The 26865-nt window shown below is 63.3% G+C and carries 23 protein-coding genes and 1 other RNA gene; 15 read left to right on the top strand and 9 right to left on the bottom strand.

Going from position 1 to position 26865, the window contains the following annotated elements:
* Positions 1 to 108: 108 nt before the first annotated feature.
* A complete protein-coding gene (locus NMB96_RS18420) occupies positions 109 to 2826 on the top strand; it encodes an AAA domain-containing protein (protein ID WP_023904136.1) in 2718 nt (905 codons plus the stop codon).
* 211 nt (positions 2827 to 3037) lie between these two features.
* Here the strand turns inward: NMB96_RS18420 and NMB96_RS18415 are convergent, their stop codons facing one another.
* From NMB96_RS18415 to NMB96_RS18400, 4 genes are all read right to left on the bottom strand, one after another.
* A complete protein-coding gene (locus NMB96_RS18415; RefSeq protein ID WP_023904134.1) occupies positions 3038 to 3664 on the bottom strand; it encodes a DUF8082 domain-containing protein in 627 nt (208 codons plus the stop codon).
* A gap of 44 nt (positions 3665 to 3708) precedes the next feature.
* On the bottom strand, positions 3709 to 4836 hold the full coding sequence (locus tag NMB96_RS18410) for a Cache 3/Cache 2 fusion domain-containing protein (RefSeq protein WP_180316130.1): 1128 nt from the start codon (positions 4834 to 4836) through the stop codon (positions 3709 to 3711).
* A 205-nt stretch (positions 4837 to 5041) separates the two neighbouring features.
* Complete coding sequence (locus tag NMB96_RS18405; protein WP_023904132.1) at positions 5042 to 5683, bottom strand: response regulator transcription factor; 642 nt, start codon at positions 5681 to 5683, stop codon at positions 5042 to 5044.
* A complete protein-coding gene (locus NMB96_RS18400) occupies positions 5676 to 8771 on the bottom strand; it encodes a sensor histidine kinase (protein WP_255086990.1) in 3096 nt (1031 codons plus the stop codon). The genes NMB96_RS18405 and NMB96_RS18400 overlap by 8 nt, the downstream gene beginning before the upstream one ends.
* Before the next feature lie 343 nt (positions 8772 to 9114).
* On the opposite strand from NMB96_RS18400, the gene NMB96_RS18395 reads away from it, so the two are divergent.
* From NMB96_RS18395 to NMB96_RS18360, 8 genes are all read left to right on the top strand, one after another.
* Positions 9115 to 9588 carry a helix-turn-helix transcriptional regulator gene (locus NMB96_RS18395; protein WP_425520893.1) on the top strand — a complete coding sequence of 158 codons (474 nt, stop codon included), beginning with the start codon at positions 9115 to 9117 and terminating at the stop codon, positions 9586 to 9588.
* Positions 9585 to 10241, top strand: a complete 657-nt coding sequence (locus tag NMB96_RS18390; protein WP_255085374.1) for a hydrolase — start codon at positions 9585 to 9587, stop codon at positions 10239 to 10241. The genes NMB96_RS18395 and NMB96_RS18390 overlap by 4 nt, the downstream gene beginning before the upstream one ends.
* Positions 10238 to 10675 (top strand): DoxX family protein, encoded by a 438-nt coding sequence (locus NMB96_RS18385; RefSeq protein ID WP_255085373.1) that lies wholly within the window; start codon positions 10238 to 10240, stop codon positions 10673 to 10675. The genes NMB96_RS18390 and NMB96_RS18385 overlap by 4 nt, the downstream gene beginning before the upstream one ends.
* 125 nt (positions 10676 to 10800) lie before the next feature.
* Positions 10801 to 12642 (top strand): amidohydrolase, encoded by a 1842-nt coding sequence (locus NMB96_RS18380; RefSeq protein WP_255086988.1) that lies wholly within the window; start codon positions 10801 to 10803, stop codon positions 12640 to 12642.
* A gap of 82 nt (positions 12643 to 12724) precedes the next feature.
* Positions 12725 to 14353 (top strand): MFS transporter, encoded by a 1629-nt coding sequence (locus tag NMB96_RS18375; protein WP_255085372.1) that lies wholly within the window; start codon positions 12725 to 12727, stop codon positions 14351 to 14353.
* A 5-nt stretch (positions 14354 to 14358) separates the two neighbouring features.
* The gene (locus tag NMB96_RS18370) at positions 14359 to 14589 is read left to right on the top strand and encodes a DUF1427 family protein (protein WP_043889798.1); all 231 of its coding nucleotides are present in this window, start codon (positions 14359 to 14361) and stop codon (positions 14587 to 14589) included.
* The gene (locus NMB96_RS18365) at positions 14586 to 14744 is read left to right on the top strand and encodes a XapX domain-containing protein (protein WP_043889239.1); all 159 of its coding nucleotides are present in this window, start codon (positions 14586 to 14588) and stop codon (positions 14742 to 14744) included. The genes NMB96_RS18370 and NMB96_RS18365 overlap by 4 nt, the downstream gene beginning before the upstream one ends.
* Positions 14745 to 15371: 627 nt before the next feature.
* Positions 15372 to 15447, top strand: a non-coding RNA gene (locus NMB96_RS18360) — sX9 sRNA.
* A gap of 79 nt (positions 15448 to 15526) precedes the next feature.
* Here the strand turns inward: NMB96_RS18360 and NMB96_RS18355 are convergent.
* Complete coding sequence (locus NMB96_RS18355; RefSeq protein ID WP_043889797.1) at positions 15527 to 16351, bottom strand: alpha/beta fold hydrolase; 825 nt, start codon at positions 16349 to 16351, stop codon at positions 15527 to 15529.
* Between the two features lie 517 nt (positions 16352 to 16868).
* Positions 16869 to 18215 (bottom strand): Nramp family divalent metal transporter, encoded by a 1347-nt coding sequence (locus NMB96_RS18350; RefSeq protein ID WP_183086746.1) that lies wholly within the window; start codon positions 18213 to 18215, stop codon positions 16869 to 16871.
* Positions 18216 to 18360: 145 nt separating this feature from the next.
* On the opposite strand from NMB96_RS18350, the gene mntR reads away from it, so the two are divergent.
* The 3 genes from mntR (at position 18361) to orn (ending at position 19995) form a co-directional block, all read left to right on the top strand.
* Positions 18361 to 18828 (top strand): manganese-binding transcriptional regulator MntR, encoded by a 468-nt coding sequence (gene mntR, locus NMB96_RS18345; protein ID WP_043889237.1) that lies wholly within the window; start codon positions 18361 to 18363, stop codon positions 18826 to 18828.
* 14 nt (positions 18829 to 18842) lie between these two features.
* Entirely contained in the window at positions 18843 to 19340 is a 498-nt protein-coding gene (gene tadA, locus NMB96_RS18340; RefSeq protein WP_043889795.1) for a tRNA adenosine(34) deaminase TadA, read from the top strand.
* Positions 19341 to 19410: 70 nt separating this feature from the next.
* Positions 19411 to 19995 carry an oligoribonuclease gene (gene orn, locus NMB96_RS18335; RefSeq protein WP_023904122.1) on the top strand — a complete coding sequence of 195 codons (585 nt, stop codon included), beginning with the start codon at positions 19411 to 19413 and terminating at the stop codon, positions 19993 to 19995.
* Positions 19996 to 20187: 192 nt separating this feature from the next.
* Here orn and NMB96_RS18330 read toward each other — a convergent pair whose 3' ends face one another.
* Together NMB96_RS18330 and ppsA are read right to left on the bottom strand one after the other, a co-directional pair.
* Complete coding sequence (locus NMB96_RS18330; protein ID WP_043889236.1) at positions 20188 to 21159, bottom strand: mechanosensitive ion channel family protein; 972 nt, start codon at positions 21157 to 21159, stop codon at positions 20188 to 20190.
* The gene (gene ppsA / locus NMB96_RS18325) at positions 21159 to 23537 is read right to left on the bottom strand and encodes a phosphoenolpyruvate synthase (protein ID WP_255085371.1); all 2379 of its coding nucleotides are present in this window, start codon (positions 23535 to 23537) and stop codon (positions 21159 to 21161) included. Before ppsA ends, NMB96_RS18330 begins: the two co-directional genes overlap by 1 nt.
* A 142-nt stretch (positions 23538 to 23679) precedes the next feature.
* On the opposite strand from ppsA, the gene ppsR reads away from it, so the two are divergent.
* The 3 genes from ppsR to NMB96_RS18310 all read left to right on the top strand — a co-directional run bounded on the left by ppsR (position 23680) and on the right by NMB96_RS18310 (position 25797).
* Positions 23680 to 24501, top strand: coding sequence for a posphoenolpyruvate synthetase regulatory kinase/phosphorylase PpsR (gene ppsR, locus NMB96_RS18320; protein WP_043889794.1), 822 nt, complete (start codon positions 23680 to 23682; stop codon positions 24499 to 24501).
* Between the two features lie 205 nt (positions 24502 to 24706).
* The gene (locus NMB96_RS18315; protein WP_255085370.1) at positions 24707 to 25210 is read left to right on the top strand and encodes a DUF1249 domain-containing protein; all 504 of its coding nucleotides are present in this window, start codon (positions 24707 to 24709) and stop codon (positions 25208 to 25210) included.
* Positions 25211 to 25308: 98 nt separating this feature from the next.
* Complete coding sequence (locus NMB96_RS18310) at positions 25309 to 25797, top strand: NUDIX hydrolase (RefSeq protein ID WP_006450927.1); 489 nt, start codon at positions 25309 to 25311, stop codon at positions 25795 to 25797.
* A gap of 192 nt (positions 25798 to 25989) precedes the next feature.
* Here the strand turns inward: NMB96_RS18310 and NMB96_RS18305 are convergent, their stop codons facing one another.
* Entirely contained in the window at positions 25990 to 26748 is a 759-nt protein-coding gene (locus NMB96_RS18305; RefSeq protein ID WP_255085369.1) for a 3-hydroxybutyrate dehydrogenase, read from the bottom strand.
* Between the last annotated feature and the right edge of the window lie 117 nt (positions 26749 to 26865).

The following is a 26865-nucleotide window of genomic DNA, read 5'->3' as shown; positions in this document are numbered from 1 at the left end:
TTCATGATGCGGTGATGGCAAGATAATTTCTTATTGGCACAGAGAATTGCATTCGATGTTCGCCGCAAAGCGGAATCAAGATGCCGTTCGCACACGAATAAGGGACGTATGGTTTCTATCCATGTGGATGGCGAAGATAAGACTGCGAAGATCAGTGATTGGGTGATTTGCTGGAGCGACAAGTACAAAGCCCTGCAACTGACTTGTCATTACCCCTCAAAGAAAACCTACACCCGCCCACTTAGCAACTGTTGCGTTTCTCCATCGCGCGAATTGGGCGAGATGTTACTAACAAAACCAACTAGTACGATCGTCAAGCCCGTCTCCAAGGTGACGATCTATGGCGAACGGTATGCGGTCGTGCACTATCCGGACGCCAATAGGCCCTACGTTCATAAGATGGACGGTATCGGTCTTGTGGCGCCGACGGCGATAAAAGATACGCCGATCTTCCATTACTTCTTAGCCGTGGCGAATGCCCGTCGCGATTGCGCGAAATCTGAGACTGACCGTGAAATCGCTGCAAATGTCGTGCGCCAACTGGAAAGATTGCCTGCCAGTGCCGACACTGCCTTGCAGGCCTATTGCACGGGGCGTAACGGTGCACTGGTGCCAAGCCGTGGGCTAATCTATCCGTTCGGGCTTAACGAGAGCCAGCTTGCGGCAGTCGAGCAGGCGTTCCGCGCGCAGGTAAGCGTAATCGAGGGCCCGCCAGGGACCGGCAAGACACAGACCATCCTCAACATCCTCGCCAATATCCTTCTGCGTGGACAGACGGTGGCGGTACTGTCCAACAACAATGCGGCGGTGGAAAACGTCTACGAGAAGCTGGAAAAGTGCGGCTTGGGCCACCTAGTCGCCAAGCTCGGTAACCAGGACAACCGTAGGGACTTCTTCGCGGATCTAGCGCCGTGGCCCCCCATCGAATCCGAGCCCGCGCCGTCGCTAGAGGAAATCCAGGTCCTGCTTGACCGCTTGAAGCAGCACCTGCACGATCGCAATCGGGTAGCGCAACTGCAGGTCGAGCTAGACGAGCTGACTGTCGAGCGGCGCTATCTGCAGCAGTGGCAAGCAGAAAGCGGTGTGCAGGTGGCGGCCTCGCTGGACAAGTACGGACTGTCGCCGCCCAAGACCACGGATCTGATGGCCTATCTGGCCTATCTAGGTGAGCAGCGCATCCGCCTGAAAGATCGCATCGAGCTGCTGTTCCAGTTCAAGATTTTCCGCACCAAGCCGTTCGCTGATGGCGATGCGCGCCTGACCGTTTTCCATGCCCTGCAGATGCACTACTACGACAAGGCGTTACGGGATAAGGAAGCGGAGTTGCAGAAGTGCCGCGACTCGCTGGCGCTCGCAAATTTTGATGTTTCGCTGGAGGCGTTGAAGGCGGCATCGATGCGTCACCTGAAGCAACATCTGCAAGCTCAGGTGCGGCCTTTGGATAGCTTCAATGCCAATACGTACCGGCATCAACAACAATTCGATGCCTTCCTGCAGCGTTTTCCAATTCTGGGTAGCGGCACGCACTCCATTGTCAATTCGATCGCGTCTGGGGCAATCCTCGATTATGTGATTATCGACGAGGCTTCACTGCAGAATATTGTGCCGGGCATCCTGCCGCTGGGCTGCGCAAAGAATCTGATCGTCGTCGGCGACAACCGCCAGTTGGCGCATATTCCGGTGGTGCTGGACCTGCCTGCGCCAGCCGACGCCTACGATTGCGAGCGCTACAGTTTGCTCGATTCGTGCATCAAGGTATTCGGTGCTGCGATACCCAGGACGATGCTGAAAGAGCACTACCGCTGCCACCCCAGGATCATCCAGTTCTGCAATCAGCAGTTCTACGACAACGCATTGATACCAATGACCGAGGACAAAGGGGAGGCGCCTCTACGCTTGGTGGTGACTGCCAGGGGGAACCATACCCGTAAGAACACCAACCTTAGGGAGCTGGATTCCCTGCTTAAGCTGCTAGACGACGAGGGCGATCCCGTCGGGATGGACCACGACGGCCGTGGCTTTATCGCCCCGTTCCGGGCGCAGGTTAATCTCTCGGGCAGGTGCCTGCCGGAGGATTTCGTTAAGGATACCGTGCACAAGTTCCAAGGCCGGGAGTGCGACGAGATCGTCTTCTCCACCGTGCTGGACAAGAAGCGCTACAACCAGCAACGCGAGCGGCTAGATTTCGTCGACGACCCGCACATGATCAACGTAGCGGTGTCGCGAGCCAAGCACCGCTTCACCCTGGTGACGGGCGACGAGGTGTTCACCGGCAACAACGGCCAGATTGCGGCTCTTGTGCGTTACGTCACCTATTACGCGCAGGACGAGCAGATTTTGCGCGCGCCGGTGGTGTCGGCCTTCGATCTACTGTATCGCGAGTACGACCACTCCCTTGCGCGCTTGAACGCGCGCTTGAGGCCCGAGGACTCACGCTACAAGTCCGAACAGATCGTGGCGCAGCTACTGCGCGAGGCGCTGTCCGCCTCGGTGTACCGATCGTTGATGTACCACGATCAGATTAAATTGGATCAGGTCGCATCGCCGAATAATCCAGATTTAACGCAACGCGAGCGAGCCTTCATGGCACGCGCCAGCTGCGATTTTGTGATTTATTTCAAGGTGGGCAAGGTGCCTTTAGGGGTGATCGAGGTCGATGGTGGTTCCCATGACCGGCCAGATCAGGCGGCGCGGGACGCCTTGAAGAACGGAATTCTGGCGAAAAGTGGCATCCCCATCCTACGCCTGAGCACGATCAAGAGCGGCATCGCAGAGAGTATCGACGACTTCATCGCTCAGTGGGCAGGTGCACCGCGCAGCGCCTAGGGCGGGGGGCGCCAGGTCCGGGGCACGATGACCGTATTTCAATCCGGCTCAATCACTGTGCAACCGTCGACGCGGTGTCTGGTCTGTAATGCCCCCGCAGATTTCCTGCTCAAGTATTACTTTTCGAAGGAGACAGTGATGAGTGAAGTGGTGGACGAGGACTAGATCGGCGCTGGATGGTTTGATGCGTCGCTGGCAGCGTGGCCTCGCCTCAGCGCAGCTTGGCCAGCGCCACGCGCGCGTCGGCCATGAACTTCTGCGTTTCCTGCGGCGTGGAGAGGTTGGCGCCAAGCTGATTGAGCACTTGCTCGATGTCGCTCGATGCCTCCCAGGCTTCGTCGCAGAGCATGCCGGCGATCGGGCCGAGGTAGTTCAACGCGACTTTTTCCAATGCATCGCGTACGCGCTCGTCGGGTGCAGATCCAACGCCGACGGATGCAGACGCTGCGCTCGGTGCCGCGACAGGCGTTGCTGCGGTCGTCACGACTGCCGGTGCAACTGGCGCACGCGGCGCAGCCGGCGCACCGCCCAGATCCTGCTCGAAACCACCCATCAACCACTGGCGCGAGTCATCGCTCAGCAGCGAGGGCTTGCCCATGCCGGCGCCGGGGTCGGTCTGAAAACGTGCCTTTGCCGCGTTGACCATGGTGAGACGTTGCACTGCCTCGTCATTGCGCAGCATGCGGAACACCACTTCTTCGATCTGCCCGGCATTGAGGCGGACGATGCAGGAGTGGTTTTCCTCGGTGACGATGAACAGAAAGCCGGACGCCTTCTTCAATGCCAGCGCCTTGAGCTCGCGCAGGATCTCGATCAGCGGACGGAATTCAGTGGACATGGCGTCTTCCTTGCATCATCTGGTACGGAGTGGGTGCGAGCGGCTCAGCGTTTGCTGAGGCGCTCCATGGCCAGCCGAACACTGTTGGACAGGCGAGAGATGGCGCGCGCCAGGGTACCGATTTCATCTTTGAGATTGACCTCGTCGATGGTGTGGTTCCACTTGCCCAGGCTCAGTTCTTCGGCCACGGTGGTCAAATGCTGGATGGGGCGCAACACGCGGCTCCAGATCAATGCCCATTGCAGGCCGAGCAGCAACGCGCAGACCAGCAGGCCGATGCCGGCGATCCACAGCGATTGGCGCACGATCACGCCATTGACGTCGCTCTTGGGATAGGCAGAGACCAGGGTGAAGCCCCAATCGGGCACTTCCTGCTTGGTCACGACCCAATCGCCGGGGCTGTCCTTGACGATGCGTTCGATGGTGGCGGTGTCGGTGGTGGCACCGGTGGTGGACTGGAAGCGCAGCTTGTTCTTGCTGTCGAAGATGGCGATGAAGCCGGAATCGAGCACGCGGCGGCTGCTGACCACGTTTTCCAGTGCCTGCGTATCGGCCTTGTAGCCGACGTACCAGGCACCGATCACGCGCTTGTCGTTGCCGGCAAAGATCGGCTCGTAGCCGGTAACATACGGGTTGCCGAGGATGTCGACCACGCCGTAGAAACTTTCGCCGTTACGCAGCTTGGCGGCGGCCTGGCCGTTGGGATCGAGCACGGTGCCGATGGCGCGGCTGCCGTCGTCCTTCTTGACGTTGGTGGAGATGCGCACGAAGTCATCGCCGGTCCGCGAGAACAGCGTGGCGGTGCCTTCGTGGATGGCGGTGACATCGTCGAGCATGTCGAAGGCATTGGCCTGCGCCTTCTGGCCCAGCAGCAAGTCGTTGGCGTTGCGGTCGCCCACGCGCACTTCGTTGCCGATGCTTGCGGCGCCGTGTGCGTTGGCTTCCTTGCGCAGCTGGCGCATGGAGGAATTGACGCGGTCGAGCATCATCGCGCGAGTGACCGAGAACAGGGTCTGCAAGGACACCGACTGGCGCTCGATCGCGTCGCCGGCCTCGAACTTGACCCGGTTCGCTTCGGTAATGGCCAGAATGACCGTCAGTGCCGCCACCACGACCAGCACCAAGGCCAGCACCGGCAACAGCAGGCGCACCCGCAAAGAGTGACGAAGCATCGCAATTCCCCTGAACGCGTTTAGTGATTGGATCGAGTGCCGCCGCTGCGCTTTGCTGCGTCCGGACGTAGCCGTTATCGGCTGTCGCACACGATGCTGAAGCGGCCCCCTTGCCGCTCGGCGGTGCATACCATAGCGCAAGCCGGTCGATTTGACAGGGCGGCGGTCACGCTGCCTGGCCCTGCGTTCAAGAATGCTGGACCGCTCAGGTCTCCAGCGACAGGATCCCGCGACGCAAAGCAACGGTCACTGCATGGGTGCGATCGTGCACGCCGAGCTTGCACAGGATGTTTTTCATATGCGCCTTGACGGTCTCTTCGGAAATCGTCAAGGCGCTGCCGATCTGCTTGTTGGAGCAGCCGGTGGCGACCAGGCTGAGTACTTCGGTCTCGCGCGCAGACAGGGCATCGTCGAGTACGTGTGCGGCGATGTTTTCGGCCACCAGCGCCGGCACATGCCGACGTTGTCCGCGGCGCACGTCGCGGATGGTGTCCACCAGTTCGCGGCGCAGCGAACTTTTCAGCAGGTAGCCGCAGGCACCGGCCTGCAACGCGCGCACCGCACGCACATCGCCGGTGTAGGTGGTCAGCACGATGACCTTGGCTGCCGGGTCGAGGCGGCGAATGCGCTGGATCGCTTCCACACCATCCACGCGCGGCATCTGCAGATCCATCAGCACCACATCCGGGCGCAGGCTGCTGTAGCAGGCCACCGCCTGCTCGCCGTCTTCGGCCTCGCCGACCACGCGCATGTCGTGCTCGGCCGCGAGCATGGCGCTGAGACCATCGCGCAGCAGCGGATGATCGTCTACCACCAGCACATCGGTTGCTTTGACCATCTCAACCATTGCGGCTCTCCGTGGATGTTGCCTGTCGAAATGGCCACCACCAGCGCGGTGGACTTGCGTAGGCCGCACGCGCGGGTACCAGGATCTGAATTTCGGTACCGCTGCCGGGGCGCGACCACAACTGCATCTTGGCGCCGATGCGTTGCGCGCGTTCCTGCATGCCGGTAAGTCCCCAGTGGCCGGTGCGGGCCTGGCCGTGCAGCACGTCCGGTTCGAGACCGCAGCCATCGTCGTGGATGCGCAGCACGAAGTCACGTGCACCGTAACGCAGTTCCAGCGCAATGCGGGTGGCATTGGCATGCCGGTCGGCATTGGTGAGCGCTTCGCGGCCGAGCTGGAACAGCTCATCGGCCACCAGCGGGCGCAAGCGCAGGGGCCGGCCTTCGACCAGGAGATGCAGTTCCGCCGTGGGTGGCGGCATGGTCGCATTGCGTGCCCGTTGCAGGGCACCGGCCAGGTCTTCGTGCAGGGATTGGCTGTCGCGCAGCCCGTTGACGCGGTCGCGGCCTTCGATCAGCGCGTCTTCGGCCAGGTCCACCGCCTGCTCCAGTTCCAGCCGGCGCGGGTCGTTCGAGGGCAACGAGCGGCTGGCCGCGTGCAGACGCAGAATCAGTCCCTGCGTGCCCTGCAACAAGGTGTCGTGCAATTCGCGGGCGATGCGCTCGCGTTCGCGATAACGCTCTTCCAGGCGCGCACGCAAGCGGCCGGCAACGTGGCGGGTACGCATGCGCCAGGCGATGCCCAACGCCAGCAGCACCGCGAGCGCGCAGCAGAGCTTGAACTGCCAGGTCTGCACGAACGCTGCGGCAATGACGAACTCCAGCGTGTCGCCGCGTTGGTTCCATACGCCGTCGTTGTTGGCTGCGGCAATGTGGAAGCGATAACGCCCCGGAGCGAGATTGGTATAGAACGCCTCGTTGCGATTGCCGGCGTCCTGCCATTGCGCGTCCACGCCCTCCAGCCGGTAGCGGAAGCGCACGCGTTCGGGGCGGGTGAGGCTGATGGCGTCGTAGCCGATGCGCAGGCGATCGGTCCATTTTGGCAGTTGCAGGCCCTCCTGCCGCGGATAGGGCCGGTCGTTGGCGACTACCTCGGTGATGAACACCGCCGGTGCGATCGGGTTGCGGTAGGTCTGTTCGGGATCGAGCCAGGCCAGGCCCTGATTGGTGGCGAACCAGAGCAACCCATCGTCGGCGGCAAGTGCGGTGGGCACCGGCGTGGCCTGCTGGGCGACGCCCGGCAGCCCATCCATGATGTCGTACAGGTGCAGCGCCGGGCTGGCCACGTCGGTGCGCAGGCTGGTCAGCAGCGCTTGCCGACCGAGGTGCACCACGCCGCGATTGCCGTTCAACCAGAACGTGCCGCGGCGGTCCTGCGCGATGCCGGTGATGCCTTGCAGTAGCGCAGTGGCCTGGTCGGGTACCTGCCGAAAGCGGCCATCCTCGCCCAACACCGCAAGCCCGGTTTCGCCAGCCACCAGCGTGAGCGAGCCGCGTTGCAGCACGGCGGTGATCGGGCCGACCGACAAGCCGTCGGCCGCGCTGTATCGGTGGACCTGCGTGCCGCGCAACATGCGCAGCTCGCCCGTGACGGTACCCACCCACATGCCGCCATCGCTGCTGTTTGCCAGCACCGAACATGGCGTGTCCTGCAGGCTGGTGATGGGTTGCCAGAGGCCGTTGTCGAACTGGAAGGCTCCATCGGCTTCGGTGCAGATCCATGGACGGTTATGCGCATCGACAACCAGGGCGCGCACCGAGCCGGCCGACAATGCATGTGGCAGCGGCACTGCTTGCCCGCGGCCTGCTTGCAGCCGTAACAGGTCGTGCCTGCCCAGCACCCAGCCGCTGGCGGTCGCCGGGACGTCCAGCACCGCGACAGACGCACCGTGCTGCAAACGTTCGACGCGATCGCGCGTCAACGCCTGCAGGCGACCGTCGCGAAAGGTCGCCAGTAGCGGTGCTGCGGTCTGGCTGGGCGTGGTGGTGAACAGCGCCACCGCCATCGCCTGACCCGGCAACAGCGGCGCAAGCGGCAGCAACGCGCGATGACGGAAGCGGTTGAGGCCCAGATTGGTGCCGGCCCACAGATTGCCTTCGCGATCTTCCAGCAGCGGGCCGGCGGTGGTCGAGGTCAGGCCCTGCATGGTGTCGAAGCGTTCCAGCACCGGCGCCGGTGACGCCGGCGATGCGATGCGGAACAGCCCGCGCGCCGCGTAGTCGCTGCCCCACAACGCACCGTCGCGGGTGAAGCGGATGCGGTGCGCGAATAGGCCGGGAAACTGCGGCTGCGCGCGTACCGCCGCGGGCAGCACCCGGCCGTGCGCGTCGGTCAGCGCGAACACGCCGCGATATGGATCGGCCACCCAGATCGCGCCATCGGGACTCTCGGTCATGGTGACGAAATGGCCGATTTGCTGGCCGCTGGGCTCGAAACGTTTGGCGCCGGGCCGCAGCAGCAGAATCTGCGCGCCATCACTGACCCACAGCACGCCGCGGCGATCGCGCAACAGCCATTGCGCGCGGGTGGCTGCATAGCCCCAATCCATACCGGCGCGTTGCCAACGTTGCCTGTCGAACCAGCACAACCCGCCATCGATGGCCGCCCACAGACGCCCGCTACCATCGCGCTCGATCCGGAACACCATGCCGGCCGGCAGGTCCTTGCCGGGTGCGAAGTGGGTGAGGTGGCCGTCCGCCATCCGGTCGATGCCGGCGTTGAAATAGCCGATCCAGGCGCTGTTGTCCGGCGTCAGCGCCAGCGTGGTCATGTTGTGCGAGGCATAGGCCTCACCGTCGGGCGGCGGCTGCCGCGCGAAGCGTTGGCCATCGAACTGGAACAGCCCGAAGCCGGTGGCCAACCACAACGGGCCGGTGTCGGCCTGCTGGATGTCCCAGATATCGGCCGGCGCACCGCGCTCGGTGCTCCACGCGGTGTGGTGGAACTGCAGCAATCCGTCGCGCGTGGAGGCGATCGCGCTTGCCCAGGCCGGTGCGCACAGCAGGTTGCTGCCACAGCACGCCAACGCCGCCAGCGCGATGCACAGGCGCAGCAGCGAAGACGATCGAATAGCGGGCGCATGCGGCATCGCGGCATTGTCGGGCGAGATCAGGGCAAGCACCAACACCTCTTTCGGGGGAGCGACGTGTGGATCGGATTCGAGTAGGTGCTACTAGAGAGCGAGATTCGGCACGGTTGGACTTCAGCGCCGGGTGCGCTGCGCTGTACGCAACTATAGGGCGGGGCGATTGTGGTGATGAGCGGCGTAACGTGCAGGCTGGCGATGCGGTTGTGATCGGTTGCCTGCGTTCTCTACTGCCGAGCACGTCGATCGATACCCCCGAAAGAGTGAGCGATTTGCCTCACCATCAGGGGTAGGGCGCGACGGCACCTGACCTCACCATGAGCTCATTCCACGCCGGAGACGCCGCATGGCAGGTCTGACCGCCGCCGCTCGCCCCGATGCGCACAGTGCATGCGTCAGCCAACCGACTGCACCACGTGTGCGTGCGGTGGCCAGAGCCATGCACTACATCGACACGCATCTGTGCGAACCCATCAGCGTGGCGCAATTGGCGGGTGCGGCGTGTATGAGCCGCTTCCATTTCGCACGCGTGTTTCGCGAGGTGGTGGGTGCCAGCCCGATGGAATACCTGCGTGGTCGCCGCATCGAACGTGCACAGGTGTTGCTGCGCCAAAGACGTCACAGCATCAGCCAGATCGCCACCGATCTGTGCTTCTTCGATCAGAGCCATTTCGTGCGCAGCTTTCGGCATGCCACCGGCTGCACACCGGCGCGCTTTGCCGCGCAAGACGCGATGGATGCCTGCGCTGCGTTGACCACATCGCGTGCGCAAGTGCGCAGCGGCCACGCCTTTTCAACTTCCCTGGAGCATCACCCATGAGCACCGCTACTGCAGTTCCCGGCACACGCCTGCTGTCGCCCGGCGATCACGTCCTGATCCTGATCGACCATCAATCGCAGATGGCCTTCGCCACCCACACCATCGACATCTCCACGCTGCGCAACAACGTGGCGCTGATTGCCAAGGGTGCCAAAGGCTTCAAGGTGCCGGTGATCCTGACCACCGTGGCGGAAAAGTCTTTCTCCGGTCCGTTGTTTCCCGAGCTGCCGGAGATCTTTCCCGGCGAGCCGGTGTACGACCGCACCAGCATGAATGCCTGGGAAGATCCTGCCGTGATCGACCGCGTCAACGCCATCGGCAAGCAGCGGCTGGTGATCGCCGGGCTGTGGACCAGCGTGTGCATCGTCGGCCCGACGCTGTCGGCGATCGAGCAAGGGTTTGAGGTCTACGTCATCACCGATGCCTGCGGCGATGTCAGCGATGAAGCGCACGAACGCGCGGTCGCGCGCATGCTGCAGGCCGGCGCCGCGCCGATCACCAGCGTGCAATATCTGCTGGAATTGCAGCGCGATTGGGCGCGTGGTGAGACCTATGAGCTGACCACCGGGATCGCACGCGCACATGCCGGCGGCTACGGCATCGGCATCCAGTACGCCAAGACGATGTTCGGCGCGCAGGAAGGCGGGCATTGAACCGCTCTCTGCTGCGCGGCACTGCCGGCCAGGCAGCTGCGGTATTGCTGCTGCGCCTCGCCGGTGGCGGCTTTCTGTTGCCGCATGGATTAGGCAAGTTGCTTGGGTGGTTTGGTGGTCCGGGCCTGGTCGGCTTTGCTGGTGAATTGCAGCACTTTGGCTTTCCTGCAGCGGCACCGTTGCCGCTGGTGTTGGCACTGGTACAGGCCTTGTCCGGCGTTACGGTCTTGCTCGGCGCATGGACGCGCGCCAGTGCGACGCTTGCCGCGTCGTTCATCGCCATCACAGTGGTGTTGGCAGTGCCCAACGGCTGGTTCTGGATGCACGGCGGCATGGAGTATCCGCTGATGTGGCTGCTGGTCTTGCTGGCACTGATCGGCACCGGTGGCGGCGACTGGTCGCTGGATGGATGGCGCAGGCGCGTCGCCAGATGAGCAACAACCCCTCACACGATGCCGGACGACGTCAACTGCTGCAGGGCGCTGCGGCCAGCCTCGCGGTTGCTGCACTCCCGGGCGTCGTGTCTGCCGCCAGCTCGCCGACTTCCAAGGCACCTGACATGGTCGATCTTGTCGTTCGCAATGCGCGCATCACCACACTGGATCCGCGCCAGCCCAGTGCCAGCGCAATTGCGGTGGCCGATGGACGCATCGTCGCGGTCGGCGACGATGCACACGTCATGGCGCTAGCTAAGGGCGCACGCGTCATCGATGCGCAGGGTCGACGCCTGCTGCCCGGCCTCAACGATAGCCATACCCATCTGATTCGCGGCGGGCTGAATTACAACCTCGAGTTGCGCTGGGACGGCGTGCGTTCGCTGGCCGATGCGATGGCAATGCTCAAGGCGCAGGTCGATCGCACGCCTGCGCCGCAATGGGTGCGCGTAGTCGGCGGTTTCACCGCGCATCAATTCGTCGAAAAACGTCTGCCCACATTGGATGAGATCAATACGATCGCACCGGACACGCCGGTATTTCTGCTGCATCTGTACGACCGCGCCTTGCTCAATCGCGCCGCGCTGCGCGCCTGCGGCTACGACAAACAGACACCGGATCCGCCGGGCGGGCGTATCGAACGCGACAAACTCGGCAATCCCACCGGCCTGCTCTTGGCCAAGCCCAACGCGCTGATCCTGTACGCAAGTCTGGCCAAAGGCCCGCGCTTGCCGCTGGAATACCAAGCCAACTCAACGCGCCACTTCATGCGCGAACTCAACCGGCTGGGTATCACCTCGGTGATCGATGCCGGCGGCGGTTTCCAGAACTATCCCGAGGACTATCAGGTCATCGAGCAGTTGCATGCAGCCGATCAACTGAGCGTGCGCATCGCCTACAACCTGTTCACCCAGAACAAGGGCAAGGAGGTCGATGACTTCCGTGGCTGGACCGAGATGATGCCGGTACGCAAGGGCGACGATCTGCTACGTCACAACGGTGCTGGTGAAATGCTGGTGTTCTCTGCGGCCGACTTCGAGCAGTTCAGCGAGCCGCGTCCGGAGTTGCCGCCGGAACTGGAGCCGGAGCTTGAACAGGTCGTGCGGCTGTTGGTGGAAAAGCGTTGGCCGTTCCGCATCCATGCCACCTACGACGAAAGCATCGGGCGCATTCTCGATGTCTACGAAAAGGTCAACGCGGAGATTCCGTTCGATGGCCTGCACTGGTTCATCGATCACGCCGAAACCATCACCCCGCGCAATATCGATCGCATCCGGGCCTTGAATGGCGGCATCGCCGTGCAGCACCGCATGGCCTATCAAGGCGAAGCCTTCGTCGAACGCTATGGCGTGCAAGCCGCACGGCACACACCGCCGGTGCGTCGCATGCTGGCCGCCGGGGTACCGGTCGGTGCCGGCACCGATGCCACGCGTGTTGCCAGTTACAACCCGTGGGTGGCGCTGTCGTGGCTAGTCACCGGCCGCACCGTAGGCGGGCTGGCCTTGTATGGCGAGGAGAATCTGCTCGATCGCGAACAGGCCTTGCGATTGTGGACGCAGGGCAGTGCGTGGTTCTCCGGCGACGAGGCCAACAAGGGCACGTTGGCGGTGGGGCAGCTGGCCGACTTCATCGTGTTGTCGAACGATTACCTGCACGTCGACGATGCCGCCATCGCCGACATCACCAGCGTGCTGACCGTGTTGGGCGGGCGCGTGGTGCATGGCGATGGCGACTTTGCCGCGCTGGCGCCGACCCTGCCACCTGCCATGCCGGACTGGTCGCCGATTAACCGTTTCGGTGGCTATCACGTTGGTGGTGTGGTTACCGGGCTTGCCGGTGCCACGCATGTGCACGGCCACGGCTGTCACACCCATGGCGCACATCGCCACGCGGCGCAGCACGCTGCACCGTCCGACGATCTGCGCAGTTTCTGGGGTGCATTGGGATGCGCGTGTTTCGCGTTCTGATGCCGCTGCCATGGTGCGCTAGCGTGCGTTGCGCATACCGCCGCATCGCCTGTTTCATCCCACTGCCTGGAGCTTGGCCGCAATGACTTCTTCCGCTGCACCTGCCGATGGCGGTGCCTGGGCACCGCTGCGCGAGCCGGTCTTCCGTGCGTTGTGGCTGGCGATCCTGGGCAGCAACATCGGCACCTGGATCAACGATGTCGCCGCTTCGTGGGTGATGGCCGAACAGACCGGCTCGCCGTTGATGGTGGCGGCGGTGCAATCGGCCACCACCTTGCCGGTGGTATTGTTTGCGCTGGCGGCCGGCACCCTGGCTGACATCGTCGACCGGCGCCGCTATCTGATGTTCACGCAAGCGTGGATGTTGCTGGTGGCCGGCATGTTGGCACTGCTGTCGCATCTGCAGTTGCTCACCCCCTGGGTGCTGGTGGGCCTGACCTTTGCGATGGGCACCGGCGCGGCGATGGCGATGCCGGCACAGGCGGCGATCGTGTCGGAGCTGGTGCCGCGCCCGATGCTGGCCTCGGCAGTGGCGCTCAACTCGATTGGAATGAACATCGCACGCTCGATCGGCCCGGCGATAGGCGGCCTGATCGTGGCGCAGTTCGGCCCGCCATGGGCCTTCCTGCTCAATGGGCTCACCTTCGGATTGATGCTGTGGGTGGTGTGGCGTTGGCGCCGCGAGACGCATGCCTCGGCGTTGCCACCGGAGAGTTTTGGCGCCGGCTTGCGCGCCGGCTTGCGTTACGCCGCGCGTGCCGGTGTGCTGCAGGCGGTGTTGATCAAAGCCGGCGGATTTTTTCTGTTTGCCAGCGCGCTGACGGCATTGTTGCCCTTGGTAGTGCGCCGCGAGATGCAACTGGGCGCGGGCAGTTACGGCATCTTGCTGGGCTGTATCGGGATCGGTGCGATCAGTGGCGCATTGCTGTTGCCGCGGCTGCGCGCGTGGTACGACCGCGATCTGCTGGTGTTCGTCGCCACCTTGGTGTGCGCGGCATCGCTGTTGGGGCTCGCGTTGTCGCGCCAGATCGGCGTGTTGTGCGTGGTGATGGTGGTGAATGGGCTAGCCTGGATCACCGTGCTGTCGTCGCTGCAGATCGCCGCGCAAACGTCGGTGCCGGCATGGGTGCGTGCGCGTGCGCTGTCGTTGTACATCGTGGTGTTTTCTGCAGGCATGGCCAGCGGCTCGTTGCTGTGGGGTGCGTTGGCGCAACGCACCTCGATTGCCACTGCGCTGCAGATCGCCGCCGCCGGTGCGGTGATTGCGGCGGTACTGGTCAAGCGCGCGCGCATTGCCGGCACCGAACAGCTGGACCTTGCACCCGGGGGACACTGGCCCACGCCTGCGCAATCGGACATGGTCGAACACGATCGCGGCCCGGTACTGGTGACAGTGGAATACCGCATTGCCGTAGATGCACGTGCCGCGTTCATCCAATTGATGACGCAACTCGGCAACGCACGCCGCCGCGATGGCGCAGTGGTCTGGGGGGTGGCCGAAGACGCCGCAACGCCTGGCGTGCAGCTGGAATATTTCATCGTCGCCTCGTGGCTGGAGCACTTGCGCCAGCACGAACGCGTTACCGGCGACGACCGCCAGTTGCAGGAGCGGATCCGCGCTTTGCATCAAGGCGAGCGTGCGCCGGTGGTGCGGCATTTTGTCGGTGGCGGTGGCGTGGCCGTTCCACCGCATGCGCATTCGGACATCTGATGACCGTGAACTGGAAATTCATCAGCGGTGTTGTGCTGGGTGTGGCAATCGGCTTCGGCTGCCGCGCGGCGGGCATTCCATCGCCTGCACCGACAGCTTTTGTAGGCGCGCTGCTGGTGCTGGCGATGACCTGCGGCTACGCATTGGCCGACCGCTTTCTGGCCCGCCGTGCTGCGCGCAACCTGGTGCATTGCGGCGGGCCCAGCGGCCGCGTTGCGGGGCATGGCGAAGGATGAGCCTGGCATTGCTTGGCGTACTGCTCGCATTGGCAATTGGTGTCGGTTGCCGGCTGCTGGATCTGCCGTTGCCGGCACCGCCACGCCTCACTGGCGCGTTATTAGTGGTCGCGATGAGTGGCGGGTTTTTGCTGGCCGATTGGGTGCTGCGTTAACTCAGCACGATGTTTGGTAGGCGCTGGTGACGCAGATGCACTGACGAATCAATGATGTCGAATTGATGTGTTGGAGCGGCTGAAAAAACTACTTCATGCCGGTCTGTTGCGGAGCGGCTGATCTGGGTCTTCGGTGCAGGGCGGCTGATCTGTTGATTTGCTGCAGGGCCCTTGCCCGCCCACCGTCGCGGGACACGCCGCAAGTACGTCCGTGTAGGCTCTTACGCGGCATCCATGCCGCGTAAGGTCCCGCGACGGTGGGCGGGCAAGGACCAGTGGAGATGGTCGGTGTGCATGGTTGCAAGCAAGGCATGGTGTGTTGTCTGGATAACACCGCGACGGATCAGCTTCGCAGCGCCACGCGATCGACGGGCAGGTTTCAACAAATCAACCGGCAGACTTCCTGGTGCGGTGCCCTCGCCGATTGCGGGACCGTGTGGCGGCATGGATGCCGCCACCGAGCCTACATGGACGTACTTGCGGCGTGTCCCGCGAGCGGCGAGGGCACCGCGCGCTCGACCAACCAGGCTTGTGACAGCATCCAATAAAAAATGCATCCAATAAGTTGCGGCTAACAAAACTACTGCGCTCACTGCCACGCTAGTGCGAACAATGCTCGAAATCGGCAGGTACCACTCGTACACGGCAGTTCCCACGCGCCGTCCGCGCCTATCTCACGACCGCTCGCTAGGGTGTGTTAGCTGCTTTTAAGCACACCCTCAGTATCGCCAAAAAAAGGCCGGCTCTCACAAGCCGGCCTTCTCTCAGCGATTCAAAACAGATCAGGCTTTTGCGAACGCCAGCAGATCCTTGTTGAACTGGTCGGCATGGGTGACCGGTAGACCATGCGGCGCACCGGCATAGATCTTCAGTTCGGCGTGCTTGATGATCTTGGCCGACAAATTGCCCGACGCATCGATCGGCACGATCTGGTCGTCGTCGCCATGTACCACCAGCGCCGGCACATCGATCTTCTTGAGGTCGGCGGTGTAGTCGACCTCGGAGAATTCCTTGATGCAGTCGTACTGGCCCTTGTGGCCGCCCAGCATGCCCTGCAGCCAGAACGAGTCGCGCATGCCCTGGGTGACCTTGTTGCCGTCACGGTTGGCGCCGAAGAACGGCGTGGTCAGATCCTGATAGAACTGCGAACGATCCTTGGCCACGCCTTCGCGAATGCCGTCGAACACGCTCAGCGGCAGGCCGCCCGGATTGGTCGGGCTCTTGACCATCTGCGGCGGCACCGCGCCGACCAGCACGACCTTGGCCACACGCTTGCTGCCATGGCGGCCCACGTAATGCGCCACTTCGCCACCGCCGGTGGAATGCCCGACCAGGATCGCGTCTTTCAGATCCAGCTTTTCGATCACCGCAGCCAGATCGTCGGCGTAGGTGTCCATGTCGTTGCCGTCCCAGGTCTGGGTCGAGCGACCGTGGCTGCGACGATCGTGCGCAATCACACGGAAGCCGTGTTGGCCCATGAACAGCATTTGCGCATCCCAGGCATCGGCGCTGAGCGGCCAGCCGTGCGAGAACACGACCGGTTGGCCCTTGCCCCAATCCTTGTAGAAAATGTTGGCGCCGTCGGGGCGGGTGACGAAATTGGACATCGGGTTGACTCCGTTGTTGGTCGGGTGGGGCGGTGTGGAGGGAGGTGCGCGCACGGCTGCGGCGGCACTGGCGAGAGCGGGCAAGGACAACGCTGCCACGGCGGCCGTGCTGGAGATGAGAAAGCTGCGGCGTCCGGCGTCGGCCGGAGTGGGCTCGAACGGATGCATAAACACTCCTGTGGGCGAGGGCATGCATCCCGGGCGTCGCGTGACAGCGTGAAGCGTCATGGCTGTCTCTGCGAAGCGCAGCGCGAATGCAGCGCAGGCCGTGGACACACCGGTGCATCCACTCAGTAGACCCGCGCAAGCAGCAAGCAGATTGCACACGCGTGCGCACTGTCGCAGGGGTGCACGCTGACTGTGATCTGGTCGATCAAAGCAAGCGGCGGCTGCGAAACACGCTGGTCAAGCAGACTCGGTCGTGCGGCAAGAGCATGCATCGTGCAGGCGATCGCACACGCGCTTCGAATGGATGGCGAGTCGATGAGGCTCGCTCAGCCCCAACCGATATCGCCAGTCACTGCAGCGCGGTATCCCACAACAACTTGATGTTCAAACAGACGATCACCGCCGCGATCACCCAGGCGATGCGTACCAGCCACGCCGGTGCCACCAGCGCACCCATCAATTGACGATCCGACACGAAGCGCACCAGCGGAATCACCGCAAACGGCAGCTGCATGGATAACACCACCTGGCTGAGCACCAGCAGCCGCGCAGTACCGGCTTCGCCGTACAGCCAGGTCACGATCACCACCGGCACGATGGCGATGCCGCGGGTCAGCAGGCGGCGTATCCACGGGGGTAGCCGCAGTTGCAAGAATCCTTCCATCACGATCTGACCGGCCAACGTTGCAGTCACCGTGGAGTTCACGCCTGAAGCAAGCAACGCAACCGCAAACAAGGTGGAAGCCAGGCCCACGCCCAGCATCGGCGCCAGCAGCGCATGTGCCTGTTCGATCTCCTGCACATCGGTGCGGCCCTGCGCATGAAACACCGCCGCTGCCAGAATCAGGATCGAGGCATTGATGAACAACGCGAACATCAAGGCCACGGTGCTGTCGGTCACCGCCCAGCGCAACGCCGACTTGCGCCCGACATCGGTGCGCGGATACGCACGCGTCTGCACGATCGACGAATGCAGATACAGGTTATGCGGCATCACCGTCGCACCGATGATGCCGATTGCCAGATACAAGGCCTGCGGGTCGGTGATCACTTGCGCACGCGGAATGAAGCCGCCCAACACCGCCGCGATCGGCGGTGCGGCCAGCGCGATCTGGATGCCGAAGCACACGAAGATGATCAGCAGCAACGCCATCACGAACGCTTCCAGCGCGCGGAAACCGCGGTTCATCAGCAGCAGCACCAACACCACATCGACCGCGGTGATGATCGCGCCCATGGTCAGCGGGATGCCGAACAACAGCTTCAATGCGATGGCGGTGCCGATCACTTCGGCCAGGTCGCAGGCGATGATCGCCAGCTCGCACAATCCCCACAGCGCCAGGTTCACCCCGCGCGGGTAACGCGCCCGGCAGGCCTGGGCCAGATCCAGCCCTGTCGCGATGCCCAGGCGTGCCGACAAACTCTGCAACACGATCGCCATTACGTTGGACAGCAGGATCACCGACAGCAGCAGATAGCCGAACTGCGAGCCGCCGGCCAGATCGGTGGCCCAGTTGCCCGGGTCCATGTAACCCACCGACACCATGTAGCCCGGCCCCAGAAACGCCAGCAAGCGGAACCACCAGTGGCCGTCCTTGGGCACGGCGACACTGGCGTGGTGCTCGCCCAGACCGCCGCTGGCGGAATGCGCTACTGGGGTGGGCGGATGAGTGGGCGAGAGGGTGTCGGCGGACATGCGAGACGGTGTCGGCAATGGATCGGAGCGATGATATAGCAACTGCTATGCTATTGAGCATTGGCAATTTAAATCGTAATGATCGGCGGTGTGCTTCACACTACGCAGACCGGCACTCGCGCCGGACGCGATGACGAGGAAGAGGGTGGGCAAGAGCGAAGAACAGGAAGCCGCCGCGCCGGTGCTGATCGATGCGCAGGTGCATATGGAAAGCTTCCGTCAGGTGCGCGAAGCGCGCCGCGCCGAGTTGGTCGAGGATTATGTGGAGCTGATCTCCGATCTGCTGGTCGACGGTGGCGAAGCGCGTCAGGTCGATATCGCCGCGCGCCTGGGCGTGGCCCAGCCGACCGTGGCCAAGATGCTCAAGCGGCTGGTGCGCGATGGCTGGGTGGTGCAGCGCCCGTACCGCGGCGTGTTCCTGACCCCGGCCGGCGAGGCGCTGGCCGCGTCCAGCCGGCAGCGCCATCAGATCGTCGAGCGCTTCCTGCTGGCGCTGGGCATCGACGAAGCCACCGCGCGCCGCGATGCCGAGGGCATTGAGCACCATGTCAGCGAAGCCACCGTTGCCGCGTTCGCCGCCTTCCTGGATCGCCAGGGCGGCAGCGCTGCGTGAGCACATCGGTGGAGATGCCCTTCGACGCGGCGCGGTCGCCGATAGACCAGCAATGGATGCAGCGCGCCCTGCAACTGGCCGAGCGTGCCGAGCGCGACTATGACGAGATCCCGGTGGGTGCGTTGCTGGTCGATGCCGATGGCAACGTGCTGGGCGAAGGCTGGAACTTCAATATCGCCAGCCACGACCCTACTGCGCATGCCGAAATCATGGCCATGCGCGAGGCCGGCCGCCGGCTGGCCAATCACCGGCTGATCGGCTGCACCTTGTACGTCACCCTGGAGCCGTGCGCGATGTGTGCGATGGCGATGATCCATGCGCGTATCGCGCGGGTGGTGTTCGCCGCCAGCGACCCCAAGACCGGCGCCTGCGGCAGCGTGTTCGACCTGTTGGCCGACCCGCGTCACAATCATCGTGTGCAGGTCAGCGGCGGGGTGCTCGCAGCAGAAGCGAGCCTGCGGCTGACCAATTACTTCAGGGCCAAGCGTGGCAAGCCGCCCCTCGCGCCCTGAGCGGCGCGGCCGCGGTATGATGCGCGCCCTTCAGCATCTGGCCGGCGACGGCCCTCCACAGGACGGCGATATGGCAGACAACCTTGCGGGCAACGACCGACTGATCTGGATCGATCTGGAAATGACCGGGCTGGATACCGATCGCGACTCCATCATCGAGATCGCCACCATCGTCACCGATGCGCAGTTGAACGTGCTTGCCGAGGGGCCGGAACTGGCCATCGCCCATCCGCTGGAAAAACTCGAAGCGATGGACGAATGGAACCGCAATCAGCATCGCCGTTCGGGCCTGTGGCAACGCGTGCTCGACAGCCAAGTCACCCATGCGCAGGCCGAAGCGCAGACCGTTGCGTTCCTGAGCGAATGGATCCGCGCCGGCGCCTCGCCGATGTGCGGCAACTCGATCTGCCAGGATCGCCGCTTCCTGCACCGGCAGATGTCGCGCCTGGAGCGCTACTTCCACTACCGCAATCTCGACGTGTCCACCATCAAGGAACTGGCACGCCGCTGGGCGCCGACGGTGGCCAATGGGTTTGCCAAGAGCTCGGCGCATACCGCGCTGAGCGACGTGCGTGATTCGATCGACGAGTTGCGACATTACAGGCAGTTCATGGGCGCGTTGGGCGGTGCCAACCAGGGCGGCGCGCAGGGATAAGGGCGGCATTGGTTCGCGGCACGCCGACGGCGTGCTGCAACTGGTGTGCAGCGAACGTTGCGACTTGGAAATTGCGTATCTTCAGGCTCATCCGTTCGATGCAGCAGGCGCCGGAGACGCCACACAACAAAAAGGCCGCATCACTGGATGCGGCCTTTTGCATGACAGATTGCTTTACACGCGAAAACGCACTCAACGCGCCAACGACGGCCCCTTGCTCACATCGCCATCATCGGCGATGCCTTTCAGCAACAGATCCGAGATCGGCTTGCCGTCGGCATCGTGGTGATACACATGCAGGTCGCGCTGCGGGTACGGGATATTGAGCCCGTTTTCCAGCAGCTGGTTGCGGATCTGTTCCAGCGTGGTGCTCTTGGCCGCACCGAAGTTGCCGTTGGTGGCATACGCAAACAACATCAGATCCACCGTGCTCTCGCCCAGGTTGGTGACCTGTACGAACGGTGCCGGCGAATCCAGCAAGTTCGGATTCTCCTTGGCGATCTGCAGCAACAGCTGCTGGGCTTTTTTCAGATCGTCGCCGTAGCCCACGCCCACGGTCACTTCCAGGCGACGGTTGGGCAGGGTGCTGTAGTTGACGATCGGTGAGGTGGTGATCGTGCTGTTGGGCAGGGTGATCATGCGTTCGTCGAATGAGCGCAGCCGGGTCTGAAAGATCCGGATCTCGTCCACGATGCCTTCCTGGCCTGCGATCACGACATGGTCGCCATCGCGCATCGGTCGCAGCACGATCAGCATCACGCCTGCGGCGATGTTGGACAGCGAATCCTTCAACGCCAGACCGACCGCCAGACCGGCCGCACCCAGCACCGCGATCAGCGAGGTTGGCGGCACGCCGATCTTGCTCAACGCGCTGACGAACACCAGCACCAGCAACAACGCATACAGCACGTTGCGCAGGAAGTTGGTCAGCGTGATCTCGATACGCGCGCGGGTCAGCGCACGATGCAGCCACTGGCTGAGTTGCTTGGCCAGCCACATGCCGACCACCACGATCAGCAGCGCCAGCCCCCAATTGAGCGCGTACTGCGCCCACGGGATGTTGGCCCAATTGAACGCCGGCTCCGCCACCTTGGTGGCCGCCGCTGCCGGCTTTGCGGCGACTGCTCCTGCAGCCGCCGCCCACACCACACCCAACATTCCCATCAGCTCTCGCTCTTCAACTTGGCCAGACGCAACCAGGTGTCGACCACGGTGTCAGGATTCAGCGACACCGACTCGATGCCTTCCTGCATCAACCACTCGGCCAGTTCCGGGTGATCCGACGGCCCCTGGCCGCAGATACCGACGTACTTGCCCTTGGCGCGCGCGGACTTGATCGCCATCGACAGCAGCTTCTTGACCGCCGGATTCCGCTCGTCGAACAGATGCGCCACGATCGAGGAGTCACGGTCCAGGCCCAATGTCAGCTGGGTCAGATCGTTGGAACCGATCGAGAAGCCGTCGAAGATCTCCAGGAACTCATCGGCCAGCAGCGCATTGGACGGCAGCTCGCACATCATGATGATCTTCAGTCCGTTCTCGCCCTTCTTCAGGCCGTTCTGCTCCAGCACCTCGATCACCTTGCGACCTTCTTCCAGCGTGCGCACGAACGGGATCATCACCCAGAGGTTGTCCAGGCCCATCTCGTTGCGCACCTTCAGCACCGCCTTGCACTCCAGCGCGAACGCCTTGGTGAAGGACGGGTCGACGTAACGGCTGGCGCCGCGGAAGCCGATCATCGGGTTTTCTTCATGCGGCTCGTAACGCGAGCCGCCGATCAGGTTGGCGTACTCGTTGGACTTGAAGTCCGACAACCGCACGATCACCGTGTTGGGCGCCACCGAGGCGGTCAGCGTGGCGATGCCTTCGGCTAGACGGTTGATGTAGAAGCTCACCGGATCGCCGTAACCGGCGGTCTTGGCGTCGATCTTCTTGCGGACGTCGGCGTCCTGCTTGTCGTATTCCAGCAGCGCATTGGGATGAATGCCGATATGCGCGGCGATGATCATTTCCAGACGCGCCAAACCAATGCCGGCATTGGGCAGCTGACCGAAGTCGAACGCACGCTCCGGGTTGGCCACGTTCATCATGATCTTGAGCGGGGCAGGCGGCATGTTGCCCAGATCGGTGGTGGTGCGCTCGAACGGCAGCAGACCGTCGTAGATGAAGCCGGTATCGCCTTCGGCGCAGCTCACCGTCACTTCCTGGCCATCGCTGATCATGTCGGTGGCATTGCCCGAGCCGACCACGGCCGGCACACCGAGCTCGCGCGCGATGATCGCCGCATGGCAGGTGCGGCCGCCGCGGTTGGTGACGATCGCCGAGGCGCGCTTCATCACCGGCTCCCAATCGGGATCGGTCATGTCGGCGATCAACACATCGCCGGCCTGCACACGATTCATATCGTCCAGCGAGCGCACCACGCGCGCGACGCCGCTACCGATCTTGGCACCGACCGCGCGGCCTTCGACCAGGATCTTGGCATCCTTGGCATCCAGCGAAAAACGCTCGATCTGGGTGGCATGACTGCGCGACTTCACCGTCTCAGGGCGCGCCTGCACGATGAACAGCTTGCCGCTGACACCGTCCTTGGCCCACTCGATATCCATCGGGCGGCCGTAATGCTTTTCGATCACCAGCGCCTGCTTGGAGAGCTCCTGCACGTCTTCGTCGCTGATCGAGAAGGTGTTGCGCAGTTCCACCGGCGTGTCCTCGGTGCGCACACGCTCGCCGGGCACATCCGAATACACCATGCGGATCGCCTTGCTGCCGAGCGAGCGACGCAGGATCGCCGGCTTGCCTGCATTGAGTGTGGGCTTGTAGACATAGAACTCGTCCGGGTTGACCGCGCCTTGCACGACCATCTCGCCCAGTCCGAAGCTGGAGGTGACGAATACCACATCGCGGAAACCCGATTCGGTGTCCAGGGTGAACAGCACGCCGGCCGCACCGACGCCCGAGCGCACCATCAACTGCACGCCGGCCGAGAGGAACACGTCTTCGTGCTTGAACCCGTGATGCACGCGATAGGCAATCGCACGGTCGTTGTAGAGGCTGGCGAACACTTCCTTGACCTTGTGCACCACATCGTCGGCGCCGGTCACGTTGAGGAAGGTTTCCTGCTGACCGGCGAACGAGGCATCCGGCAGATCTTCGGCCGTTGCCGACGAACGCACTGCCACTGCCACTTCGCCGCCGCCGTTTTCGGCGCACAGCTGTTCGTAGGCGGTGCGGATGTCGCGGTCCAGTTCGGGTTGCAGCGGCGCATCGATCACCCAGCCGCGGATCTCCTTGCCGGCGATGGTGAGCGCAGTGACATCTTCCACGTCCAGCGTGGCCAGCTTGTCGAAGATGCGTTTGGACAGATCGTTGTGGGCGATGAAGTCCTTGAAAGCTTCCGCAGTGGTCGCATATCCACCGGGAACCGAAACGCCAAGCCCGGCCAGGTTGCCAATCATCTCGCCAAGCGAGGAATTTTTACCGCCTACGCGGGCCAGATCGACCAGGCGTAGCTCATGCAACCACAGGATATTCTCGTTCAAGCGCGATGCTCCGTAAGGCCATCGCCCGAGCGGGCTGGATGGCCGCGACCGTAGGAAGAAGCCGCTATGATGCAGTGCACAGCGGAATCTGCACAAGCATGAACCCGTAAGTTTTGAACACCAGTTCAAAGAGGTGGCCTTGATGTCAACAATTCGACCGGTGTTCTACGTCTCCGATGGAACCGGTATCACCGCTGAAACGATTGGGCATAGCCTGCTCACCCAGTTCAGTGGATTCAACTTTGTCACCGACCGCATGTCGTTCATTGACGATGCAGAAAAAGCGCGCGATGCCGCGCTGCGCATTCGTGCCGCAGGCGAGCGGTACCAGGTGCGCCCGGTGGTGGTCAATTCGTGCGTCGACCCACAATTGAGCATGATCCTGGCCGAAAGCGGCGCGTTGATGCTGGATGTGTTCGCGCCCTTCATCGAGCCACTGGAGCGCGAACTCAACGCGCCGCGGCACTCGCTGGTGGGCCGCGCGCACGGCATGGTGGACTTCGAGACCTATCACCGCCGCATCAATGCGATGAATTTCGCGCTGAGCCACGATGACGGCATCGCGCTCAATTACGACGAGGCCGATGTGATCCTGGTCGCAGTGTCGCGCGCGGGCAAGACGCCCACCTGCATCTATCTGGCATTGCATTACGGCATCCGCGCCGCCAACTATCCGTTGACCGAAGAAGATCTGGAAAACGAACGTTTGCCGCCGCGCTTGCGCAACTACCGCAGCAAGCTGTTCGGTCTGACCATCGACCCGGAGCGGCTGCAGCAGATCCGTCAGGAGCGGCGCGCCAATTCGCGCTATAGCGCGGCGGAGACCTGCCGGCGTGAAGTCGCCACCGCCGAGCGCATGTTCCAGATGGAGCGCATTCCCACCTTGAGCACCACCAATACCTCGATCGAGGAAATCTCCAGCAAGGTGTTGTCCACGCTGGGGCTGCAGCGCGAGATGTTTTGAGGCCGGGATTGGTGGGGCGGGATTCGGGATTGGGCAAGCAGGCGGCGCGTTCACACACAATCCGGGTGCTGCCGCGACGCGGCTGATGGCTTGCTGACAACCCAAGCGAAATCAAGCGGGCGGGACAATGCTCGAATAAAGTAGGCCTGCCGATGGGCAGTCGTCAATGCTGCCCGTGCGGCAGCGCAGCGTGTAGGATCGGTTTATGGCGCAAGCACTGAGCAAACTCGAACGCATCCCCAAGTTGAGCCGATTTGGCTGGCTGATGGGTTTGTACGCAGAAAACTTCCAGCACCTGACCCGGCTGTTCGCACCGGCCGACCTCGCTCCCGGCTCCTATGTGTCCTCGATCGACGATGGGCTGAACCTGCGTCTGGACGTGATCGAGTGCCACCGCTATACGGTGGAGCTGCGGCTGACCTACGACCTGTGCGACCCGGTGACCGGGGAACCCGATCCTTCCGCGTACGTGCGCCTGTACCGCGACGCGCGCCAGGCCGAGACCACGCATTGCTATGTCGGCCGCCGCTGGCAGGACGTGATGGGCATGTTCCCGCCGCCGGCGGAGCTGATCAGCCACCGCATGCGCATGAATACGTTCCTGGGCAAGTGGCTGGACTATCTGGCCGAGCGCGGTCACGGCGTCGCCACGCTGCGCCGGGATCACGATTACGTTGCACCGCCGCGCGCCGGTTCGCAGATCGGTTGAGCGGGCGCGTCGCTGCCGTGCCCACTCGTGGTTGACGACGCGTCCGCTGTTGATGGCGCATCGGTCATACTGATGTGCTTCGTGTCAGATCGCATGCCATGCCCTATACCCCTATCGTCGCCACACTTGGCTACCTGTTGTCGCCGGACGGCAGCCAGGTTTTGATGATCCACCGCAATGCCCGCCCCGGCGATCAGCACCTGGGCAAGTACAACGGGCTCGGCGGCAAGGTGGAACCGCATGAAGACGTGCTGGCCGGCATGCGCCGCGAAATTCGCGAAGAAGCTGGCGTGGAATGCGGCCAGATGCAATTGCGCGGCACCATCAGTTGGCCCGGCTTCGGCAAGCACGGCGAAGACTGGCTGGGCTTTGTCTTCCTGATCCACAGCTTCGAAGGCGAGCCGCAGGCCTCCAACCCGGAAGGCACGCTGGAGTGGGTGGCACTCGATCGCATGGAGCAGCTGCCGATGTGGGAAGGCGACCGCAATTTCCTGCCGCTGGTGTTCGATGGCGACCCGCGTCCGTTCCATGGCGTGATGCCGTATCGCGACGGGCGTATGCAATCGTGGACGTACTCGCGCATCTGAGCGCATGGGTCCGCTAGCGAGCGCGAGGGTGGTCTTTTCTCTTATATCAAGGCTGCGTTGAACCCAGCTGCCGCACCGAGCACTTCTCCACATCCGCTGTGGATGAAACCTGCGCAAGTCTGTGGACAACTGTGCACGCGCCTTGCGGCGCAAGGCTGTCAAGTCGACTGGTGAAATTTTCGCCAGTCGTGATTATTGCGCCGTCCAGCCGCCATCGATGGCGATCGACTGGCCGGTGATGTTGCGCGCAGCATGCGACATCAGGAACGCGACCGTTCCGGCCAGTTCGTCGTACGCGATAAAGGCGCCCTTGGGCATCGGCTTGAGCATTACATCGCGGATCACCGCATCCTCCGCGATGCCGCGCGTGCGTGCCTGGTCGGCAATCTGGCGCTCCACCAACGGCGTGCGCACATAGCTGGGGCACAGCGTGTTGACGGTGATGTCGCAGTCTGCGGTTTCCAGCGCGATGACTTTCGCAAGACCGACCAGGCCATGCTTGGCCGCGACATACGCACTCTTGTACGGGCTGGCCACCAACGAATGGATGCTGCCGATATTGACAATGCGCCCGTAGCCGGCTTCACGCATACCGGGCAACACCGCACGGCTGAGCCGTGCGGCACCGGTCAACATCACCTCCACCAGCAAGGCCCAACGCTGCATCGGGAAGTCTTCCAGCGCGGACACGTGCTGCAGGCCGGCGTTGTTGATCAGCACCTGCGGCGCGCGCGATGCGCTGGCCAGCGCATGCGCGATGCTGTCGTCATCGGTCACGTCCAGCGCCAGCGCTTCGGCCGAGCCGCCGGCGTCGCGCAGAGTGCGCGCAGTGTGCTCGGCGGCCGCCAGGTCCATATCGCTGACGATCAGATGGTGGCCAGCGGCGGCCAGCTCGGTGGCGATACCGGCGCCAATGCCGCTGCCTGCACCGGTGATCAGGATGCTGCGCATCGGGTGTCCTTCTCGGGAATCGTGCGCGGCCAGGGCGGCAACGCTGGCCGCCAGACTAGCCGAGTCCCGCGAAACGGTCGCCTGCGTGGCGCGCGCGCGTTACCCTTTGCGCCTCAA

The sequence above is a fragment of the Xanthomonas hortorum genome (genome assembly GCF_024339125.1).
Taxonomy (GTDB): domain Bacteria; phylum Pseudomonadota; class Gammaproteobacteria; order Xanthomonadales; family Xanthomonadaceae; genus Xanthomonas; species Xanthomonas hortorum.
The sequence above is the reverse complement of the archived record's forward strand: the minus strand, read 5'-3'. Positions and strand labels throughout refer to the sequence as shown.

Excerpts from the sequence above, each read along its gene's own strand:
- NMB96_RS18420 (WP_023904136.1), top strand. The coding sequence starts at position 109 with ATGGTTTCTATCCATGTGGATGGCGAAGATAAGACTGCGAAGATCAGT.
- NMB96_RS18415 (WP_023904134.1), bottom strand. The coding sequence starts at position 3,664 with ATGTCCACTGAATTCCGTCCGCTGATCGAGATCCTGCGCGAGCTCAAG.
- NMB96_RS18350 (WP_183086746.1), bottom strand. The coding sequence starts at position 18,215 with ATGTCCGCCGACACCCTCTCGCCCACTCATCCGCCCACCCCAGTAGCG.
- ppsR (WP_043889794.1), top strand. The coding sequence starts at position 23,680 with ATGTCAACAATTCGACCGGTGTTCTACGTCTCCGATGGAACCGGTATC.
- orn (WP_023904122.1), top strand. The coding sequence starts at position 19,411 with ATGGCAGACAACCTTGCGGGCAACGACCGACTGATCTGGATCGATCTG.
- NMB96_RS18305 (WP_255085369.1), bottom strand. The coding sequence starts at position 26,748 with ATGCGCAGCATCCTGATCACCGGTGCAGGCAGCGGCATTGGCGCCGGT.
- NMB96_RS18355 (WP_043889797.1), bottom strand. The coding sequence starts at position 16,351 with ATGTCCAATTTCGTCACCCGCCCCGACGGCGCCAACATTTTCTACAAG.
- tadA (WP_043889795.1), top strand. The coding sequence starts at position 18,843 with ATGCCCTTCGACGCGGCGCGGTCGCCGATAGACCAGCAATGGATGCAG.
- NMB96_RS18330 (WP_043889236.1), bottom strand. The coding sequence starts at position 21,159 with ATGGGAATGTTGGGTGTGGTGTGGGCGGCGGCTGCAGGAGCAGTCGCC.
- NMB96_RS18375 (WP_255085372.1), top strand. The coding sequence starts at position 12,725 with ATGACTTCTTCCGCTGCACCTGCCGATGGCGGTGCCTGGGCACCGCTG.
- NMB96_RS18390 (WP_255085374.1), top strand. The coding sequence starts at position 9,585 with ATGAGCACCGCTACTGCAGTTCCCGGCACACGCCTGCTGTCGCCCGGC.
- NMB96_RS18380 (WP_255086988.1), top strand. The coding sequence starts at position 10,801 with ATGGTCGATCTTGTCGTTCGCAATGCGCGCATCACCACACTGGATCCG.
- NMB96_RS18400 (WP_255086990.1), bottom strand. The coding sequence starts at position 8,771 with ATGCCGCATGCGCCCGCTATTCGATCGTCTTCGCTGCTGCGCCTGTGC.
- NMB96_RS18365 (WP_043889239.1), top strand. The coding sequence starts at position 14,586 with ATGAGCCTGGCATTGCTTGGCGTACTGCTCGCATTGGCAATTGGTGTC.
- NMB96_RS18405 (WP_023904132.1), bottom strand. The coding sequence starts at position 5,683 with ATGGTTGAGATGGTCAAAGCAACCGATGTGCTGGTGGTAGACGATCAT.
- NMB96_RS18410 (WP_180316130.1), bottom strand. The coding sequence starts at position 4,836 with ATGCTTCGTCACTCTTTGCGGGTGCGCCTGCTGTTGCCGGTGCTGGCC.
- NMB96_RS18395 (WP_425520893.1), top strand. The coding sequence starts at position 9,115 with ATGGCAGGTCTGACCGCCGCCGCTCGCCCCGATGCGCACAGTGCATGC.
- NMB96_RS18315 (WP_255085370.1), top strand. The coding sequence starts at position 24,707 with ATGGCGCAAGCACTGAGCAAACTCGAACGCATCCCCAAGTTGAGCCGA.
- NMB96_RS18310 (WP_006450927.1), top strand. The coding sequence starts at position 25,309 with ATGCCCTATACCCCTATCGTCGCCACACTTGGCTACCTGTTGTCGCCG.